The sequence below is a fragment of the Duganella caerulea genome, assembly GCF_040362985.1.
GTDB classification, from domain to species: Bacteria; Pseudomonadota; Gammaproteobacteria; order Burkholderiales; family Burkholderiaceae_D; genus Rugamonas; species Rugamonas vulcania.
Map to the genome: position 1 here is coordinate 170,859 of NZ_BPWJ01000007.1, position 18,218 is coordinate 189,076.

The window sequence follows — 18,218 nt, forward strand, 5'->3', positions numbered from 1 at the left end:
ATAAGAGCACGGAGACACAATGAAAATGAATACTTCCAAGACGGTCATAGCCGCCCTGATCGCCGAGATGTTGATGATGGCGGGCGCGTCGGCGCAAACCGCCGGCGAGGCCAAGCCGCTCGACACCAGCGCCACCGTGGTCGTCAGCGGCATCCGCGCCTCGCTGTCGTCGTCGCTGACCACCAAGCGCCTGCAGGACGGCGTGGTCGACGCGGTCTCCGCCGAGGATGCCGGCAAGTTCCCGGACACGAACATCGCCGAATCGCTGCAGCGCGTCACCGGCGTGCAGATCCAGCGCAACAACGGCGAAGGCCGCTACATCTCCGTGCGCGGCCTGGGGCCTGAGTTCAACAACGTGCTGGTCAACGGCCGCACCATGACCAGCGACACCGGCGGCCGCGAGTTCTCGTTTGACCTGCTGTCCTCCGACCTGATCTCGAAAGCGCTGGTCTACAAAACGTCGCAAGCCTTCCTGCCCGAGGGCGGCATCGGCTCGACCGTGGACATCCAGACCGCGCGTCCGCTGTCGGGCAAGCTGGGCCACTCGTCGGTGGTCAACGTCTCCGACTCGTACGACACCAACTCCAAGAAGAACACGCCCAACATCGCCGGCATGTACTCGTTCGCCAACGAGAACCGCACCTTCGGCGTGACCGGTTCGCTCTCCTACACCGACCGCGCCTCCAAGCAGAACAAGGCCGTCAACGACGCCTGGAACTACCGCGACGTCTCGATGATCAACGGCGACCTCAATTCCAAGGGGTTGACCATGGCCGACGTCACCACCAAGAAGCTCTACATGCCGCAGAGTTACGGCTTCCAGCAGGAGAACGAAAGCCGCAAGCGCCTGGTGGGCAACCTGACGGTGCAATACAACCCGTCGCCGACCTGGAAACTGACGGCCGACGCCCTGTACTCGCGCCTCGACCAGAAGAACGACGTGATCGCGTTCAGCGACTGGAACAATCCGCAGCAGTTGGGCGTGAAGACCGACTCGAACAACCAGGTCACCAGCTTCCTGCGCCCAGGCTCGATCTTCTACGCGAACAATCCGGAACTGGCCGGCAGCGGCAAGCTGCTGGGCGAGGCCAATTCGAACGACATGATCGTCAAGGGCGGCGACCGGCTGTCCACTACGCAGGCGTTCGGCCTGAACTCGAAATGGGCGCTGATGCCGGAGCTGAAACTGGAAGGCGACATCTCCAGCTCGCGCACCACCTCCAAGTCGCCGAACATGTGGATCGTGGCCGGCATGGTGCCGAAGAACGGCGACGTGCTGACCTTCGGCAGCACGCCAGGCCTGGTGTTCGGCGACGGCATCGCCGACCCGACCGCGGTGCGCGCGCACGCCGTCTCGTATGGCGACATTCGCAATCTCGACGACCTGCAGGAAGGCCGCTTCAACCTGTCGTGGAACCACGAGATGGGCTACTTCAAGGGCATCGATTCCGGCGTGGCCCACTCGGAGCGCAACGTCGAGCGCACGCAGTGGAACAACGACGCATGGAACGCCTTCAGCGGCTACCACGTCTCCCTGCCGTCGTCGCTGTTCACGGTCACGCCGATGGATAACTTCCTCGGCAATGGCGCGCAGATCCCAAGCGCCTATCTCCGATTCAATCCGTATGAGTACATGAACTACCTGAACCAGCCTTCGCTGCTGGCGCAATCGAACGACCCGGCGCTGTACCTGGACAAGAGCAAGTACCCGAACGGCCCGATGGCGATCGACTACACCAAGCCTGACATGTGGGGCGTGAAGGAAAAGGTATCGAGCTTCTTCCTGGACTCCAAATGGGAAGGCGAACACTGGTCGGCCAACGCCGGCGTGCGCGTGGTGCACGTGAACTCCACGTCGACCGGCATCAGCCGCGTGCTGCTGTCGGCGACCAAGAGTCCCAACGACACGACCTATATCCTGAACTGGGGCCCGAACGCGGTTAACTCCGTCAGCAACAGCTACAACAGCTACCTGCCATCGGCCAACCTGAAGATCGACCTGACGCCGGACATGCTGCTGCGCCTTGCCGCATCGAAGACCGAGACCCGTCCGACGCTGAACCAGATGGGCGTCAGCAATTCCTACGGCGGCCGTTTCGGCGACGTGCAGACCGGCGGCGGCAATCCCTACCTGAAGCCCATGCAGTCGAAGAACTACGACCTGTCGTATGAATGGTATCTGTCGAAGACCAACTACGTCAGCGCCGCCATCTTCCGCAAGGACGTCTCCAACTTCCTGGAGACCAAAATGGTCGACATGAAGATTCCGCAGTACGATGAAATCGTCCACGACACCCGCGTGCGCAACGGACAAGAGGGCAAGATCAAGGGCGTGGAACTGGCCGGCCAGTACGCCTTCGACAACAGCGTCTCGTGGCTGAAAGGCTTCGGCGTCGCCGCCAACTACACCTACGTGGACGCCAGCGCCACCCGCGAATCCGACGCCAGCGCACCGGCCTGCGGCTACCCTGGCCTGTCGCCGCAGTCGTACAACGGCTCGATCTTCTATGAGAACGACAAGTTCATGGCACGCGTGAGCTACAACTGGCGCAACCACTTCTCCGTCGATTGCGGCGGTGGCAGCACGCTGCCACGCAACCGCGCGGCCTATGGCCAGACCGACGCCAGCCTGCGCTACAATCTGACGCCGAAGATGGCGCTGTACGCGGACTTCATCAACCTCTCCAACTCGCGGATGCACGAATATGCCAACAACGAATCGCAGTTCCTCACCCTGGAAGATGTCGGCCGCCGCGCCAACGTTGGCTTGCGAGTGGCCTTCTAAATGACGCGTACCAATCTGCCACGCCGCCGCCTGCTGCAAGGCGCCGCCGCCGCCGCTGGTGGCGCCCTGTTGCCGATCCAAGCCGGCGCGCAAGCTGCGCCGCGCTTCGCGGTCGGCGCCAGCGATTTCCTCATCGACGGCAAGCCGTTCCAGATCCGCTGCGGCGAAATGCACTTCGCCCGCGTGCCGCGCGAGTACTGGGGCCATCGCCTGAAGGCCATCAAGGCGATGGGCTTGAATACGGTGTGCGCCTACCTGTTCTGGAACTATCACGAATGGCGCGAAGGGAAGTTCGACTGGAGCGGCCAGCGCGACGCGGTGGAGTTCTGCCGTCTCGCGCAACAGGAAGGGCTGTGGGTGATCCTGCGTCCCGGTCCCTACGCATGCGCCGAGTGGGAGATGGGCGGCCTGCCGTGGTGGTTGTTGAAGAAGAATCCGGGCGACGCCTTCCTACGCACGCGCGATCCGGCGTTCATCGATCCGGCGCGGCGCTACCTGCGTGAAGTCGGCCGCGTGCTCGGGCCGATGCAGGTGACGCAGGGCGGGCCGATATTGATGGTCCAGGTGGAGAACGAATACGGCTTCTTCGGCGAAGACCTGGACTACATGCGCGTGCTGCGCCAGGCGCTGCTCGACGCCCGCTTCGACGTGCCGCTGTTCCAGTGTAATCCGACCAACGCGGTGGCCAAGACCCACCTGCCCGGCATGCTCTCCGTGGCCAACTTCGGCAGCGATCCGGCCGGAGGCTTCAAGGCGCTGGCGGCGGTGCAGCAGGCGCCGTTGATGTGCGGCGAATACTACTCCGGCTGGTTCGACACCTGGGGCAATCCACACCGCCGTGGCGACAACACCAGCGCCGTCGTCGACATCCAGGCCATGCTGAAGGCGAACGGCTCGTTCAGCCTTTACATGGCGCACGGCGGCACCACCTTCGGCCTGTGGGGCGGTTGCGACCGTCCCTTCCGGCCGGACACCACCAGCTACGACTACGACGCGCCGATCAGCGAAGCGGGATGGATGGGCGCCAAGTTCAACGCCTACCGCGAGGGTATGCGTCCCTTCCTGGCTGCGGGCGAAGTGCTGCCCGAAGCGCCGGCGCGCAATCCCGTTATGAGCATCGATGCGTTCGCGCTGAGCGAATCGGCGCCGGTGCTGGCGAACCTGCCGCCGCGCGCGATCAAGGCCGTGTCGCCGGAGCCGATCGAGCAGTACGACATCAGCCGAGGGCTGGTCGCCTACCGCGTGCAGCTGCCGGCCGGACCTGCGGGCCTGCTGGCCGCCGCCAAGGTGCGTGACCTGGCCTGGGTCTACATCGACGGCAAGCTGGCGGGAACGATGGACACGCGCCATCGCCGCTTCTCGGTCGCCGTGCCGGCGCGCAGCAAGGCGGTGACGGTGGAGATCCTGTTGTACACCATCGCGCGGGTCAACTTCGGTCTGGAAGTCCACGACCGCAAAGGCCTGCATGGTCCGGTGACGTTCACCGCCAAGGGCGGCGCGGCGCAGGCTGTGGAGAACTGGGAAATCCGCGCCATCGATTTCGACGCCGATGGCGTGCTGCCGCCGCTGTCGTTCAAGCGCGGACGCGCCAAGGGGCCGGCCTTCTGGCGTGGCGGTTTCGAAGCCAGCCGGCAGGCCGACACCTTCCTCGACATGTCGAGCTGGGGGCAAGGCATCGTGTGGATCAACGGCCGCTGCCTGGGCCGCTACTGGAGCATCGGACCGACGCAGACCATGTACCTGCCCGGCCCGTGGATCAGGAAGGGCCGCAACGAGATCGTGGTATTGGACCTGACCGGCCCGCGCAGCGCGCGCATCGCCGGCCTGACGGAGCCGATACTCGACCAGCTCAATCCGGAGCTGGACCTGGCGCGTCCACCGAGCACGGTCAAGCCGGCGCTGGAAGGCGTTACGCCGGCGCAGGCGGGCGAGTTCGCGGCTGGTGGTGCGACGCAGGATGTGATGTTCGCCGCGCCGGTCAAGGGCCGCCAGTTCTGCCTTGAATCGCTGAGCGCCTTCGACGGCAAGCAGTATGCGGCGGTGGCCGAGATTTCACTGCTGGGCAAGGATGGCAAGACCATCAACCAGCAATCGTGGACGATCGCCTACGCCAGCAGCGAGGAGTTGAAGAAGGAAGACGGCTCGGCGCTCAACGCCATTAACGGGCAGGCGTCGGACCACTGGCACACGGCGTTTGCCGGCGGCACCGGCCACCCGCACCAGCTGATCATCGATTTGGGTCAGCAGGTGGAGGTGGCGGGCGTGCGCTACACGCCGCGCCAGGGGACCGACACCGTCACCGGGCGTATCAAGCAGTACCGCATGTACGTCGCGGACAAGCTGGTACGCGAGTGACGTTGGTCTAGCCGGCGCGCTTGGCGGCGATGGCGTTGCCGGCGCGGCTGGCGCCTTTGCGGCCCAGGAACTGCGAGATGAACTGGCCGGCGTCGACCACGATATCGAGGTCGATGCCGGTTTCAATTCCCAGTCCCTGCATCATGTACAGCACGTCCTCGGTGGCGACGTTGCCGGTGGCGCCCTTCGCATACGGACAGCCGCCCAGGCCCGACACCGACGAGTGGTAAATCGAGATGCCCAGTTCCAGGCTGGCGTAGATGTTGGCCAGCGCCTGTCCATACGTATCGTGGAAGTGGCCGGACAAACCGTCCAGCCGGAAGGCGCGGATCGCCGTCTCCATCACCGCCTGCGTCTTGCGCGGCGTGGCCACGCCGATGGTGTCGGCGATGTCGATCTCGTCGCAACCCAGGTCGCGCATGCGGCCCACCACGTCGGCCACCGCGTCCAGCGGCACCTCGCCTTGGTACGGGCAGCCGAACGAGCAGCTGATGCTGCCGCGCAGGCGCAGGCCGTTGTCCTTGGCCGCTTTCGCCACGCCTTCAAAGCGCGCGATCGATTCGGCGATCGAGCAGTTGATGTTCTTTTGCGAGAACGCCTCCGAGGCCGAACCGAAGATCACCACCTCGTCCGCCTTGGCCGCCAGCGCCGCCTCGAAGCCCTGCATGTTCGGCGTCAGCGCCGAGTAGATCACGCCCGGCTTGCGCGCGATCGCGGCCATCACCTCTTTGCTGGTGGCCATCTGCGGCACCCACTTCGGCGACACGAACGACGCCGCCTCGATGTTCTGGAAACCGGCGCTGGTCAGGCGGTTCACCAGCTCGATCTTCACTTCGGCGGGCACGCTCTCTTTTTCGTTTTGCAGGCCATCGCGCGGGCCGACTTCGACGATCTTTACCTGTTTCGGCATACTGCTCATATCAATATCCTCGTTTGCGGTCGACCACGCCGGCGACGGTTTCGCCCTGCGCGGTCTTGCGGATTTTTTCGGCGATTTGCTGCACGCTCTCACGGCGCAAGGTCAGCGCCGAGATGTGCGGCGTGATCGTGATGCGCGGCTCCTGCCAGAACGGATGCTGCGCCGGCAAGGGCTCGTTGCGGAACACGTCCAGCGTGGCGGCGGCAATGTGGCCGGACTTGATCAGCGTGAGCAGGTCCGGCTCGGCCAGGTGCGCGCCGCGCGCCACGTTGATCAGGTACGAGCCTTGCGGCAGCTTGCACATATTGGTGCGGTTGACCAGGTTGTTGGTTTCCGCCGTCAGCGGCAGCATGCAGACCAGTACCCGGCTGCCGCGCAGGAAGGTGTCCAGCCCATCGGCGCCATGGAAGCACTGCACACCTGGCATGCTCTTCTCGCTGCGGCTCCAGCCGCGCAGCGGGAAGCCGAACGGCGCCAGCGCCTGCAGCACGCGCGTGCCCAGCACGCCCATGCCCAACACGCCGACCGAGAAGTCTTCCTTTGGATACTGGGGCAGCGGCAGCCACTGGCCGGCGCGCGCCTGGGTCTCGTATTCATCGAAACGGCGGAAGTAGCGCAGCACAGAGTAGGTCACGTACTCCGCCATCTGTAGCGCCATGCCGGCGTCTTCCAGGCGGATGATGGGAATGTGCGGCGGCAGCGCGTCGCTGAACTTGAGCAGCGCGTCCACGCCGGCACCGGTGACGAAGATCGCCTTTACCTGCGCCAGGTCCGGCAGCATCGCCTCCGGCGGCGACCACACCACCGCATAGTCGCAAGCCTCGCACTTTTCGCCGGCATGCCAGATTTCGACTTCCGCTTCCGGCAGGTATTTCGCAAAATCCTTGATCCACGGCTCGGTCTTGCCGTCCGCGCGATGTAAAAGAATACGCATGATGTCCTCCCTTACGCCGTCTTGAACGCCAGCAGTGGGGCGCCATCGGCCACTTGGTCTCCCACGCCGTACAGAACCTCGTCGACCACGCCATCGTGCGGCGCGGCGATGGTGTGCTCCATTTTCATGGCTTCCATGATGACCAGGGCGTCGCCCTTCTTCACTTCCTGGCCTTTGGCGGCCAGCACAGCGACCACCTTGCCCGGCATTGGCGCGGTCAGGCGGCCGCCTTCGGCCTCGGTTTCGCCGGCGTGCGCCATCGGGTCATTGTAGGCCAATGGATAGTGCGCACCGTTGGTGAACACGTGCAGCATGTCGCCGTCGCGGCGCACCGTGCCGTGCACGGCCTGCTCGCCCAGCTTGATGCTGAAATCATGGCCGTCCTGCGACATCAGGCTGAGTATCTGCGGCTGAGCCGTGCCGACGCTGAACAGCCAGTCGGCGGCGCGGTAGCTGACGTTGACGCTGTACGGCTGGGCCGCCGCGGTGAATTCATCGCCGAAGGACAGCGCGCGCACGTACGGATGGTTCATGCGCCAGCCCAGCGCCTGGCCCCACGGGTCGGCGGCGTTGGCGCCGGACTGCGCGGCTGAGCGGTCCTTCTCGGATTCGATCAGCGACACGGCGGCCAGCGCCAGCGCGGCGTCCGGCGCCGCGTGCGCGGCCGGGAACAGCGCGTCGTGATTGCGCTCGATCAGGCCCGTGTCCAGGTCGGCCGTCGAGAAGGCATGGCCTTCGACCAGGCGTTTCAGGAAGGCGATGTTGGTGGCCAGGCCGACGATCTGGTACTGCGACAGCGCCTGCGCCATGCGGGCCAGCGCCTGCTTGCGGTCCGCGCCCCAGACGATCAACTTGGCGATCATCGGATCGTAGAACGGCGAGATCGCATCGCCGGCGCGCACGCCGGAATCGATACGCACGCCGGCCGGCAGGTTGACGGCGCCGCCCAGTTCAAAGGCGACCGCGCCCGGCGTCTCCATGTGGCGCAGGGTGCCGATCGACGGCAGGAAGCCCTTCTCCGGATTCTCGGCGTAGATGCGCGCCTCGATGGAATGGCCGTTGATGGCCAGTTCGTGCTGCTGCTTCGGCAGCGGCTCGCCGGCGGCCACGCGCAGCTGCCATTCCACCAGGTCGGTCCCGGTGATCATTTCGGTGACCGGGTGTTCGACCTGCAGGCGGGTGTTCATCTCCATGAAGTAGAACGAGCCGTCCTGGTTGGCGATGAACTCCACCGTGCCCGCGCCCACGTAGCCCACGGCCTTGGCGGCGGCGACTGCGGCCTCGCCCATCGCCGCGCGGCGTTCGGCCGGCATGTTCGGCGCCGGCGCTTCCTCCAGCACCTTCTGGTGGCGGCGCTGCACCGAGCAATCGCGCTCGAACAGGTAGATGCAGTTGCCGAGGGTGTCGGCGAAAACCTGGATTTCAATGTGGCGCGGGCGCTGGAGGTATTTCTCCGCCAGCACCTTGTCGTCGCCGAAGGAACTGATCGCCTCGCGCTTGCACGACGCCAGCGCGTCCTTGAACTGCGCCGAGTTCTCGATCACGCGCATGCCCTTGCCGCCGCCGCCGGCCGAAGCCTTCAGCAGCACCGGGTAGCCGATCTTGTCGGCCTGCGCGTGCAGGAAGTCGGCGTCCTGCTGTTCGCCGTGATAGCCGGGCACCAGCGGCACGTTGGCCTTCTCCATCAGCTGCTTGGCGGCGGACTTGGAGCCCATCGCGCGCATCGCCGACGCAGGCGGACCAATGAATACAAGGCCCGCTTCGGCGCAGGCGTCGGCGAATTCGGCGTTCTCGGACAGGAAGCCATAGCCGGGATGGATCGCTTGCGCGCCGGTGGCCTTGGCGACGGCGATGATTTTCTCGCCGCGCAGATAGCTTTCCTTGGCGGCTGCGGGGCCGATCAGCACCGCCTCATCGCACACCGCCACGTGCTTGGCGTTGGCGTCCGCCTCCGAGTACACGGCGACGGTCTTGATGCCCATGCGGCGCGCGGTGGCGGCCACACGGCAGGCGATTTCACCACGGTTGGCGATCAGTATTTTTGTGAACATGGTCTCTCTCTTTGCAGCTTATGGCTGGAAGTTTTTTTATAGTGTGGCGAATCGACGGGCTGGATCAGCAGCCGCACTTCTCCTTCGGTGCCGAGTCCAGCACGGCGCCGCGGGTTTTCAGGCCCAGTTTATTCAACAGCGCGCGGTCGTCTTCCGCTTCCGGGTTGTCGGTTGTGAGCAGCTTGTCGCCGTAGAAGATCGAATTGGCGCCGGCCAGGAAGCACATCGATTGCACCGCCTCGCCCATCTGGCGGCGGCCCGCCGACAAGCGCACGCGCGCCTTCGGCATGGTGATGCGGGCGACGGCGATGGTGCGCACGAATTCGAACGGGTCCAGCGGGTCCATGCCGTACAGCGGCGTGCCTTCCACCTGCACCAGGTGGTTGACCGGCACCGATTCAGGATACGGATTCAGGTTGGCCAGCTGCGCGATCAGGCCAGCGCGTTGCAGGCGCGATTCGCCCATGCCGACGATGCCGCCGCAGCAGACCTTCAAACCCGCTTCGCGGATGCGGCCCAGCGTGTCCAGGCGGTCCTGGTATTCGCGGGTCGAGATGACGTTGTCGTAGAACTCCGGCGCGGTGTCCAGGTTGTGGTTGTAGTAATCGAGGCCGGCGGCCTTCAGGCGCTCGGCCTGTTTTTCTTCCAGCATGCCCAGCGTGGCGCAAGTCTCCAGGCCCAGCGCCTTCACTTCGCGCACCATCTCCTCGACCTTGTCCATGTCGCGGTCTTTAGGGCTGCGCCATGCGGCGCCCATGCAGAAACGGGTGGCGCCGTTGTCCTTGGCCTGCTTGGCCGCATCCAGCACGGTGTCGATGTCGAGGATCTTCTTGGCTTCGACGCCGGTGTCGTAGCGCGCAGCTTGCGGGCAGTAGCCGCAGTCTTCCTCGCAGCCGCCGGTCTTGATCGACAACAGCGTGGCCAGTTCGACGTCGCCGTCCGGGAAATTGGCGCGGTGCGTTTGCTGGGCGCGGAACATCAAGTCGTTGAACGGCAGGTCGAACAAGGCCATCACGTCTTCCAGCGGCCAGGTCGCGGCGGGTGGCAAGGTGATGGCGGCCACAGGACGGTGCAGCTCAACGGTTTTCGGTTCCTGGAGGGTGTTTTGGGACATCGTGTTTCCTTCTTCGTTCAAAGTTTGTTCTGAGCTGGCCAGTTGGGCAGCTGCGTAAAATCGAGATATTCGGCGGCGGCTTGCGCGCTCGGTTCGGCCAGGCGCGGGATGCGGCCCAGCAGCGGTGCGCTGATGCGCTGCTCCAGCGCGGCGACGTTTTCGTCGGCGAAGTCCATGTCGTCCTGCGTTTCGTTGGCGACCCAGCCTGCCAACCGCAGGCCGCGCGCTTCGATCGCTTCCACCGTCAGCAGCGCGTGGCTGATGCAGCCCAGCCGCAGGCCGACCACCAGCACCACCGGCAGGTCGAGCTGCTCGGCCAGGTCGGCCGTGTCGAAATCATCGTTGAGCGGCACGCGGAAGCCGCCCACGCCCTCCACCACCGAGGCGTCGGAGGCGGCGTTGATTTCGATGTAGGCGGCCAGGATGGGCACCGGCGAAATCGTCACCCCTTCCAGCGCGGCGGCGATGTGCGGCGCGGCCGGCTCCTTCAGCAGGAACGGCGTGGTGATCGATTGCAGCAGGTGGACATTGCCGGCGGCGGCCAGCTGGTCGCAGTCGTCGTTGTGCCAGGCGCCGTCGCGCAGTTCGGCGCCGGCAGCCACCGGCTTCATGCCGCAGGCGCGCTGGCCGGCCTGCACCAGCGCGTGCAGCATCGCCGACGAGACCAGCGTCTTGCCGATTTCGGTGTCGGTGCCGGTGACGAAACAGCTGAACCGGGGCGGAATGCCGGTGGCGGCTGGCGCGGGCTGCACCTGCGTTAGCGGTGTGACCACGGCTATGACGGGATCGTCGAGACTCATATCAAGTCCTTTCCAATGCGTTGATCGCGGCTATCAGCTTGGCGACTTCCATGCTGCTATGGCCTGCCGACAGCGTCACGCGCAGGCGCGAGGTGCCCGGCGCCACAGTCGGCGGACGGATGGTGCCGACCCACAGGCCCTGTTCGTACAAGGCCGCGCCGGCGCGCATGGTCTCGGCATTATCGCCGATCAGGATGGGCTGGATCGCAGTCATCGAGGGCATGCGCTGCCAGCGCTTCAAGCGCAGGCCGTCGTCCAATTGTGCCACCAAAGCCTGCAAGTGTGCGCGACGGCTGCGGCCCTCGTCGCCTTCCAGCAGTTCGAGGCTGGTCAGCAGCGCGTGCGCCAGCGCCGGCGGGGTGGCGGTGGTGAAGATGTAGGGGCGGGCTTTCTGGATCAGCGTTTCGATCACCGTCTCGTGCGCGGCCACGAAGGCGCCACTGACGCCGGCCGCCTTGCCCAGCGTGCCCATATAAACCAGGTTGGGCGAGCGCAGGTTGAAGTGCTCCAGCGCGCCGTGGCCGTTGGCGCCCAGCGTGCCGAAGCCGTGGGCGTCGTCCACCACCAGCCAGGCGCCGTGTTGTTCGCACAGGGCCAGCAGCTGCGGCAGCGGCGCCAGGTCGCCGTCCATGCTGAAGACACTGTCCGTCACTACCAGTTTGGTAGCGGCGTTGGAGGCGGCCAGCAGCTGCGCCAGCGCTTCCAGGTCGGCGTGCGGGTAGACCTTGACGTTGGCGCGCGACAGGCGGGCGCCATCGATCAGCGAGGCGTGGTTCAGCGATTCGGAGAAGATGTCGGCGTCGCGGTCGGTGGCGGTCAGGCCGGTGACGATGGCGAGGTTGGCCATGTAGCCGGTGCAGAAGGTGAGTGCGCGCGGCGATTCCAGATGGGCGCCGACGAATTCCACCAGCCGCTCTTCCAGCATGGCGTGGGCGCGGCCATGGCCGCTGATGAGGTGCGAGGCGCCGCTGCCGACGCCATACATCGCCGCGCCTTCCTGTAGCGCGAGCTTGATGCTGCGGTGGTTGGCCAGGCCGAGGTAGTCGTTGGTGCAGAAGGCCAGCAGTTCGCGGCCGCCGACCGACACGCGTGGGCCGCAGGGCGTGTCGACCGTGCGGCGGGTGCGGATCAGGTCCTGTTCTTCCAGCGCTTGCAGCTGGCGCTTGAGTTGATTCAGCATTTCCATGGTCAGCCCGCCATTACTTGGTTGAATACGGCCAGCGTGTTGGCGGCGAGGCCGTCGATTTCCTCGTCGTTGAGGATATACGGCGGCATCATGTAGACGGTGGATCCGATGGGGCGCATCAGCAGTTCGTGCTCCACCGCCGTGGCGAAGAAGCGGCGCGAGAAGTCCGGCGTGGCGTCGATGGCGTCGAAGGCCCAGATCATGCCGCGCTGGCGGAAGTTGCGCACCTGCTGATGCTGCGCCAGCGGTTGCAGTGCGGCGGTCAGACGCGCGGCCTTCACGCGGTTGGTTGCCAGCACATCGTCTTCCTCGAAGATTTGCAGCGTCGCCAGCGCGGCGCGGCAGGCCAGCGGGTTGCCGGTGTACGAGTGCGAGTGCAGGAAGCCGCGCGTGACGTCGTTGCTGTAGAAGGATTGGTAGATGGCGTCGCGCGTCATCACCAGCGACAGCGGCAGGTAGCCGCCGCTGATGCCCTTCGACAGGCACAGGAAGTCCGGCCACACGCCGGCCTGCTCGCACGCGAAGAAGGTGCCGGTGCGGCCGCAGCCGACGGCGATTTCGTCGAGGATCAGGTGGACCGAGTGGCGGTCGCACAGTTCGCGCACCAGCTTCAGGTAGAGCGGATCGTGCATCGCCATGCCGGTGGCGCATTGCACCAGCGGCTCGATGATGATGGCGGCGATCTTGTCGGCGCGTTCGATGAACAGGCGTTCGACGTCGGCGGCGGCTTTGCGGGCCATGTCTTCGGCGGTTTCGCCGGTGGCTGCGTTGCGGGTGTCGGGGGACATCACCGTCTGCGAGGCGCGCAGCAGCGGGCCGTAGGCGTCCTTGAACAGGGCGACGTCGGTCACGGCCAGCGCGCCGATGGTCTCGCCGTGGTAGCTGCCCTTGAGGCAGACGAATTCCTGCTTGCCGCCCTTGCCGTTGTTGCGCCAGGAGTGGAAGCTCATTTTCAGCGCGATCTCCACCGCCGAGGCGCCGTCGCTGGCGTAGAAGGTGTGGCCGAGCACATGGCCGGTCAGCGCCGACAGTTTTTCCGACAGCTCGATCACCGGTTCGTGCGTGAAGCCGGCCAGCATCGCGTGTTCCAGCGTGTCCAGCTGGTCCTTCAGCGCGGCGTTGATGCGCGGGTTGGCGTGGCCGAACAGGTTCACCCACCAGGAGCTGATCGCATCGAGGTAGCGGCGGCCTTCATGGTCGACCAGCCACGCGCCCTTGCCGCTCTTCACGGGGATGAGCGGGACGGTTTCGTGGTGCTGCATCTGGGTGCACGGATGCCATACGCTGCGCAGGCTGCGTGCGACCCAGTCGCTTTGTTTATTCTGTTCCAAAGAAGCTCCAGACTATTCTTTCGTTCTCGCCGCTGCGCGGGGAGAACGGTATTAACTTAGCCATGACGGCTTGCGCTTCTCAAGGAACGAGGCCACGCCTTCGCGGCCCTGTTCCGAGGCGCGGATATGGGCGATGCGCTCGGCGGTATCGGCCAGCAGCGCATCGTTGACGGTCTGCCCGACCACTTCGCGCACCAGCACTTTGGCTTGCTGCACGGCGTTCGGACTGTTGTTGACCAAGGCCTTGACGATCTCCGCCACCTTGGCGTCGAGCGCGTCGGCGGCCACCACTTCGTGCGCGAAGCCGATGCGCAGTGCTTCCTGCGCGCCGAATCGTTCGGCGGTCAGGAAGTAGCGGCGCGACGCGTTCTCGCCCATGGCCTTGATCACGTAGGGCGAAATGGTGGCGGGGATCAGTCCCAGTTTCACTTCGCTCAGGCAGAAGTTGGCCTGGTCCACCGCGACGATGATGTCGCACGCGGAGACCAGGCCCATGCCGCCGGCGTAGCAATCGCCCTGCACCTTGGCCACCACGGGCTTGGGACACAGGTAGATCGTGCGCAGCATCTCCGCCAGTTGCAGAGCGTCGGCATGGTTTTCGGCGTGCGTGTAGCCCGCCATTTTTTTCATCCAGTTCAAATCGGCGCCGGCGCAGAAGGCCGGGCCGTTCGCGGCCAGCACAATGGCGCGCAGGTCTTCTTCCGCACCGAGTTCGCCGAAGGCTTGCGTGATCTCGGCGATGGTGGTTTCGTTGAAGGCGTTGCGCACGTCCGGGCGGTTCAGCGTGACGGTGGCGACTTTTCCTTCGCGGCTGATGGTCAGCGTGGTAAAGCTCATCTCTAGTCCTTGATCGTGTATTTGATTTCGGTCGGCATGCCGACGCTTTGCAGGAAGCGCGTGGTCTCCGGCAGCCAGATGGCCACGCCGTCCGGGCTGGAGCTCATGCCGTGCGCGTCGCGCTTGAAAGGTCCGTAAGCCACCAGCTGCGCCTTGCCGCCGGCGCCGGTGTAGGCGGCGTACACGTCGGCGGCCAGCTTGGGGCCGAAATGATGGTCGTTGGCGCCATAGAACCAGATGGTGGGAGTGGTGCTGACCGCGCCATAGGCCTTGAAGGCGTCGACCAGCGCGGCCTGCCAGTCGCAGTGCGAGCGGCTGTTGACGCCACCGGCGAAGTTGATCACGCCGCGCACGCCGCTGATGTTATGGCTGCCGGCGGCGATGGCCGTCAGGCCGCCGTGCGACTGGCCGGCCAGGATCACGTGCTGCTGGTCGGCCCACGGCTGCTTCATCACGTACGCCATCGCGGAGTACAGCGACGACGCCTGGGCCTCGCCGTTTTCCCTGGCGTGGCAGTGCGAGTTGACGTAGGTGCCGCCCGAGCCGGCAAAGCCCAGCCGCATCGGGATGACGACAGCGTAGCCGCGCTTGACGAATTCGCGGCTGATGACCGGGTAGCGCGCCCGCTCCTGCTGGTGCGCGTCGCCGCCGGCTTTACCGTGGTTCATGAACAGCACCGGGAACGGGCCATCGCCCGGCGGTTTGTAGATCGTGGTTTGCAGATCGATGTCGGCGCCGCCTATCCTGGCGGGGATGGCGACGACCTGCTCGCCCATGCCCGCATCGACCACCGGCAGCGAACCCGCGTGCGCCAAAGCGCAAGCCGTCGCCAGCAGCGGCGCGGCCAGTCCTTGACGGTATCGGGTCTGCACGGTCATCTTCCGCTTACATCCTGAAGACGCCGAACTTGGTGTCCGGGATTTCGGCGTTGAGCGCGGCCGACAGGCCCAGGCCCAGCACCATGCGGGTGTCGGCCGGATCGATCACGCCATCGTCCCACAGGCGCGCGGTGGCGTAGTACGGGTGGCCCTGGTGCTCGTACTGTTCCTTGATCGGCTGCTTGAACGCGGCTTCTTCCTCCGCCGTCCACGAGTCGCCCTTGCCTTCGATGCCGTCGCGCTTGACGGTGGCCAGCACCGACGCGGCCTGGTCGCCGCCCATGACGGAGATGCGGGCGTTGGGCCACATCCACATGAAGCGCGGCGAGAACGCGCGGCCGCACATGCCGTAGTTACCGGCGCCGAAGCTGCCGCCGATGATGACGGTGAACTTGGGCACGGCTGCGGTGGCGACAGCCGTCACCATCTTGGCGCCGTTGCGGGCGATGCCTTCGTTTTCGTATTTGCGGCCGACCATGAAGCCGGTGATATTTTGCAGGAACACCAGCGGGATCTTGCGCTGCGCGCACAGCTCGATGAAGTGCGCGCCCTTCAGCGCGGACTCGGAGAACAGGATGCCGTTGTTGGCGATGATGCCGACCTTCATGCCGAAGATGTGGGCGAAGCCGCAGATCAGGGTGGTGCCGTAGCGCGCCTTGAATTCATCGAACTCGCTGCCGTCGACGATGCGGGCGATCACTTCGCGCACGTCGAAGGGCTTGCGGGTATCGACCGGGATCACGCCGTACAGTTCCTCGGTGGGGTACTTCGGTTCCGCCGCCTCGCGCAACGCGCCCTGCTGGGGCTTGGTACGGTTCAGATTGGAGACGATGGTGCGCGCCAGCGACAGCGCGTGCAGATCGTTCTGCGCCAGGTGGTCGGCCACGCCGGACAGGCGCGTGTGGACGTCGCCGCCACCCAGGTCTTCGGCGGTGACCACCTCGCCGGTGGCGGCCTTCACCAGCGGCGGGCCGCCGAGGAAGATGGTGCCCTGCTCCTTGACGATGATCGATTCGTCGCTCATCGCCGGCACGTAGGCGCCGCCGGCGGTGCAGGAGCCCATCACCACGGCGATCTGAGGGATGCCCTTGGCCGACAGGTTGGCCTGGTTGTAGAAGATGCGGCCGAAGTGGTCGCGGTCGGGGAAGACGTCGTCCTGGTTGGGCAGGTTGGCGCCGCCCGAGTCGACCAGATAGATGCACGGCAGGTTGTTCTGGTCGGCGATTTCCTGCGCGCGCAGGTGCTTCTTGACCGTGATCGGATAGTAGGTGCCGCCCTTGACGGTGGCGTCGTTACAGACGATCACGCACTCCTGGCCGGCCACGCGGCCGATGCCGGTGATGATGCCGGCGGCCGGCGCGGCGTCGACGCCGTTGGCGTCCTGGTACATGCCGTAGGCGGCCATCTGCGACAGTTCGAGGAAGGGCGTGCCGGGATCGAGCAGCATCTGCACGCGGTCGCGCGGCAGCAGCTTGCCGCGGGCGACGTGCTTGGCCGATGCCGCCTCGCCGCCGCCGAGGGCGATCTTGGCGACCTTGTCGCGCAGGTCGTCGACGACGGCCTGCATGGCGGCCGCGTTGGCCTTGAAATCCTCGCTGCGGGGATTGAGTTTGCTTTCGATCTGCGGCATTGCTTTTCCTTTTTTCTGCGCGGTGTCTCCGCCGCGTCCTGATGATTTATTCTGGAAAACTACCGTCAACGTAAAACCAGCGCAGCCCGCCCTCGGCCGGCTCGCGCACAAAGTTGCTGATCTCGTGCAGGCGCTGCGCCCGACCATTGGTCTTGAACCGGGCGACAAACTCCACCGTATCCTTGGTCGGGTCGGCCTCATTGTTGGCAACTTCGACTTTACGTTGACGTAAACGTAAAGCAGATTTTACCTCAAGTCCCAGCCACTGCAATTTTTCTTCCTTGCTCATGATGGGCTCGGCCGGACGGGTGCTGGCGTGCCAGGTGGCCATCAGGTAGGGCTCGTTGCGCTGCACATAGGCGGTATAGCGCGAACGCATCAGCGCTTCGGCGGTGGGCGGGATGGCGGCGCCGGCGATGTACGGGCCGCAGCAGCTCGCCAGGGAGGGGCCGCCGCAGGGGCAGGCCGCGGGCGCGGTGGACTTCTTGGACATGTGTTCGGATGGTGGGGCTGGTGTAACGATCCAGCATTATCCGCCAAAAGGCCGCATTCCGCCGGGCTTGCCGTTCTGCTATGTGAACAAATATTGTTATTTTCAACCCCACATGTTTTCTGTAACGCTATTACACTAGAGGCGTGAGGAGATATGAATGAGCCAGAGCAGTTTTGAATTCAAGGCGGACGCCAACGACAGTACGCCGCTGTACATGCAGATAGCCCGCAAATTGAGCGACGATGTGCACAACGGCCGCTATCAGGTGGACCAGGCGCTGCCGTCGGAGCGGACCTTGTCGGAGTTGCTGAATGTGTCGCGGGTGACCGCGCGCAAGGCCATCGACCAGCTGGTGGACCAGGGATTGGTGGTGCGCCGTCGCGGATCGGGCAATTACATTGCGCCGCGCATCGAGCAGCCGCTGTCCAACCTGACCAGTTTTTCCGAGCAATTGCAGCAGCGCGGCCACATCCCCGGCTCGCGCTGGCTCAAGCGCGCGGTGGTGACGCCGACGCCGGAAGAACAGCTGAGCCTGGGCCTGTCGCCGTATTCCAAGGTGGCGCGGCTGGAGCGCCTGCGCCTTGCCGACGACGTGGTGATGGCGTACGAGGTGTCGGTGCTGCCGCAGACCGTGCTCAACGATCCGAACGCGGTCGGCGCCTCGCTGTACCAGTACCTGGAGAGCATCGGCCAGGCGCCGGCGCGCGCGCTGCAGCACATCCGCGCGATGAACGCTTCGGCCGAGCTGGCCAAGCAACTGGGTGTTCCCGAGGGGCAGGCGGTGCTGTACATTACCCGTATTGCTTATCTGGAATCGGGCGAGGCGATGGAGCTGACGCATTCCTATTGCCACAGCGATCACTATGATTTCGTCGCGGAGATGCGTCGGGCTACGTAACATAATT

Annotated in this window: 14 protein-coding genes; 3 read left to right on the forward strand and 11 right to left on the reverse strand. The window is 65.3% G+C overall.

Features of this window, described 5'->3' with window-relative positions; translation table 11 throughout:
• Positions 1–19 precede the first annotated feature (19 nt).
• Complete coding sequence (locus ACUJB0_RS21460) at positions 20–2,785, forward strand: TonB-dependent receptor (protein ID WP_444846991.1); 2,766 nt, start codon at positions 20–22, stop codon at positions 2,783–2,785.
• Positions 2,786–5,140, forward strand: a complete 2,355-nt coding sequence (locus ACUJB0_RS21465) for a beta-galactosidase (RefSeq protein WP_444846992.1) — start codon at positions 2,786–2,788, stop codon at positions 5,138–5,140. It abuts the gene before it with no gap.
• A 7-nt stretch (positions 5,141–5,147) separates the two neighbouring features.
• Here ACUJB0_RS21465 and ACUJB0_RS21470 read toward each other — a convergent pair whose 3' ends face one another.
• The 11 genes from ACUJB0_RS21470 to ACUJB0_RS21520 all read right to left on the reverse strand — a co-directional run bounded on the left by ACUJB0_RS21470 (position 5,148) and on the right by ACUJB0_RS21520 (position 17,313).
• Positions 5,148–6,059: a hydroxymethylglutaryl-CoA lyase gene (locus tag ACUJB0_RS21470; protein ID WP_161082991.1), complete on the reverse strand. Its 912-nt coding sequence runs from the start codon at positions 6,057–6,059 to the stop codon at positions 5,148–5,150.
• A gap of 1 nt (position 6,060) precedes the next feature.
• Positions 6,061–6,993 (reverse strand): 2-hydroxyacid dehydrogenase, encoded by a 933-nt coding sequence (locus ACUJB0_RS21475; RefSeq protein ID WP_444846993.1) that lies wholly within the window; start codon positions 6,991–6,993, stop codon positions 6,061–6,063.
• Between the two features lie 11 nt (positions 6,994–7,004).
• Positions 7,005–9,044 carry an acetyl/propionyl/methylcrotonyl-CoA carboxylase subunit alpha gene (locus tag ACUJB0_RS21480; protein WP_444846994.1) on the reverse strand — a complete coding sequence of 680 codons (2,040 nt, stop codon included), beginning with the start codon at positions 9,042–9,044 and terminating at the stop codon, positions 7,005–7,007.
• A gap of 64 nt (positions 9,045–9,108) precedes the next feature.
• Complete coding sequence (bioB, locus tag ACUJB0_RS21485) at positions 9,109–10,158, reverse strand: biotin synthase BioB (RefSeq protein WP_444846995.1); 1,050 nt, start codon at positions 10,156–10,158, stop codon at positions 9,109–9,111.
• Between the two features lie 17 nt (positions 10,159–10,175).
• Positions 10,176–10,958: a dethiobiotin synthase gene (gene bioD, locus ACUJB0_RS21490; protein WP_444846996.1), complete on the reverse strand. Its 783-nt coding sequence runs from the start codon at positions 10,956–10,958 to the stop codon at positions 10,176–10,178.
• Between the two features lies 1 nt (position 10,959).
• Positions 10,960–12,144: an 8-amino-7-oxononanoate synthase gene (gene bioF / locus ACUJB0_RS21495; RefSeq protein ID WP_444846997.1), complete on the reverse strand. Its 1,185-nt coding sequence runs from the start codon at positions 12,142–12,144 to the stop codon at positions 10,960–10,962.
• Positions 12,145–12,146: 2 nt separating this feature from the next.
• Positions 12,147–13,475, reverse strand: coding sequence for an adenosylmethionine--8-amino-7-oxononanoate transaminase (gene bioA / locus ACUJB0_RS21500; protein WP_444846998.1), 1,329 nt, complete (start codon positions 13,473–13,475; stop codon positions 12,147–12,149).
• Between the two features lie 51 nt (positions 13,476–13,526).
• Positions 13,527–14,312, reverse strand: a complete 786-nt coding sequence (locus ACUJB0_RS21505) for an enoyl-CoA hydratase/isomerase family protein (RefSeq protein ID WP_444846999.1) — start codon at positions 14,310–14,312, stop codon at positions 13,527–13,529.
• 2 nt (positions 14,313–14,314) lie between these two features.
• Entirely contained in the window at positions 14,315–15,190 is an 876-nt protein-coding gene (locus tag ACUJB0_RS21510) for a dienelactone hydrolase family protein (protein WP_444847000.1), read from the reverse strand.
• Between the two features lie 7 nt (positions 15,191–15,197).
• Entirely contained in the window at positions 15,198–16,820 is a 1,623-nt protein-coding gene (locus tag ACUJB0_RS21515) for a carboxyl transferase domain-containing protein (protein ID WP_444847001.1), read from the reverse strand.
• Between the two features lie 46 nt (positions 16,821–16,866).
• Positions 16,867–17,313: a YchJ family protein gene (locus ACUJB0_RS21520; protein WP_444847002.1), complete on the reverse strand. Its 447-nt coding sequence runs from the start codon at positions 17,311–17,313 to the stop codon at positions 16,867–16,869.
• Positions 17,314–17,470: 157 nt separating this feature from the next.
• Here ACUJB0_RS21520 and ACUJB0_RS21525 point away from each other — a divergent pair, with 157 nt between their 5' ends.
• Positions 17,471–18,211 (forward strand): GntR family transcriptional regulator, encoded by a 741-nt coding sequence (locus ACUJB0_RS21525; RefSeq protein WP_117012246.1) that lies wholly within the window; start codon positions 17,471–17,473, stop codon positions 18,209–18,211.
• Positions 18,212–18,218 lie beyond the last annotated feature (7 nt).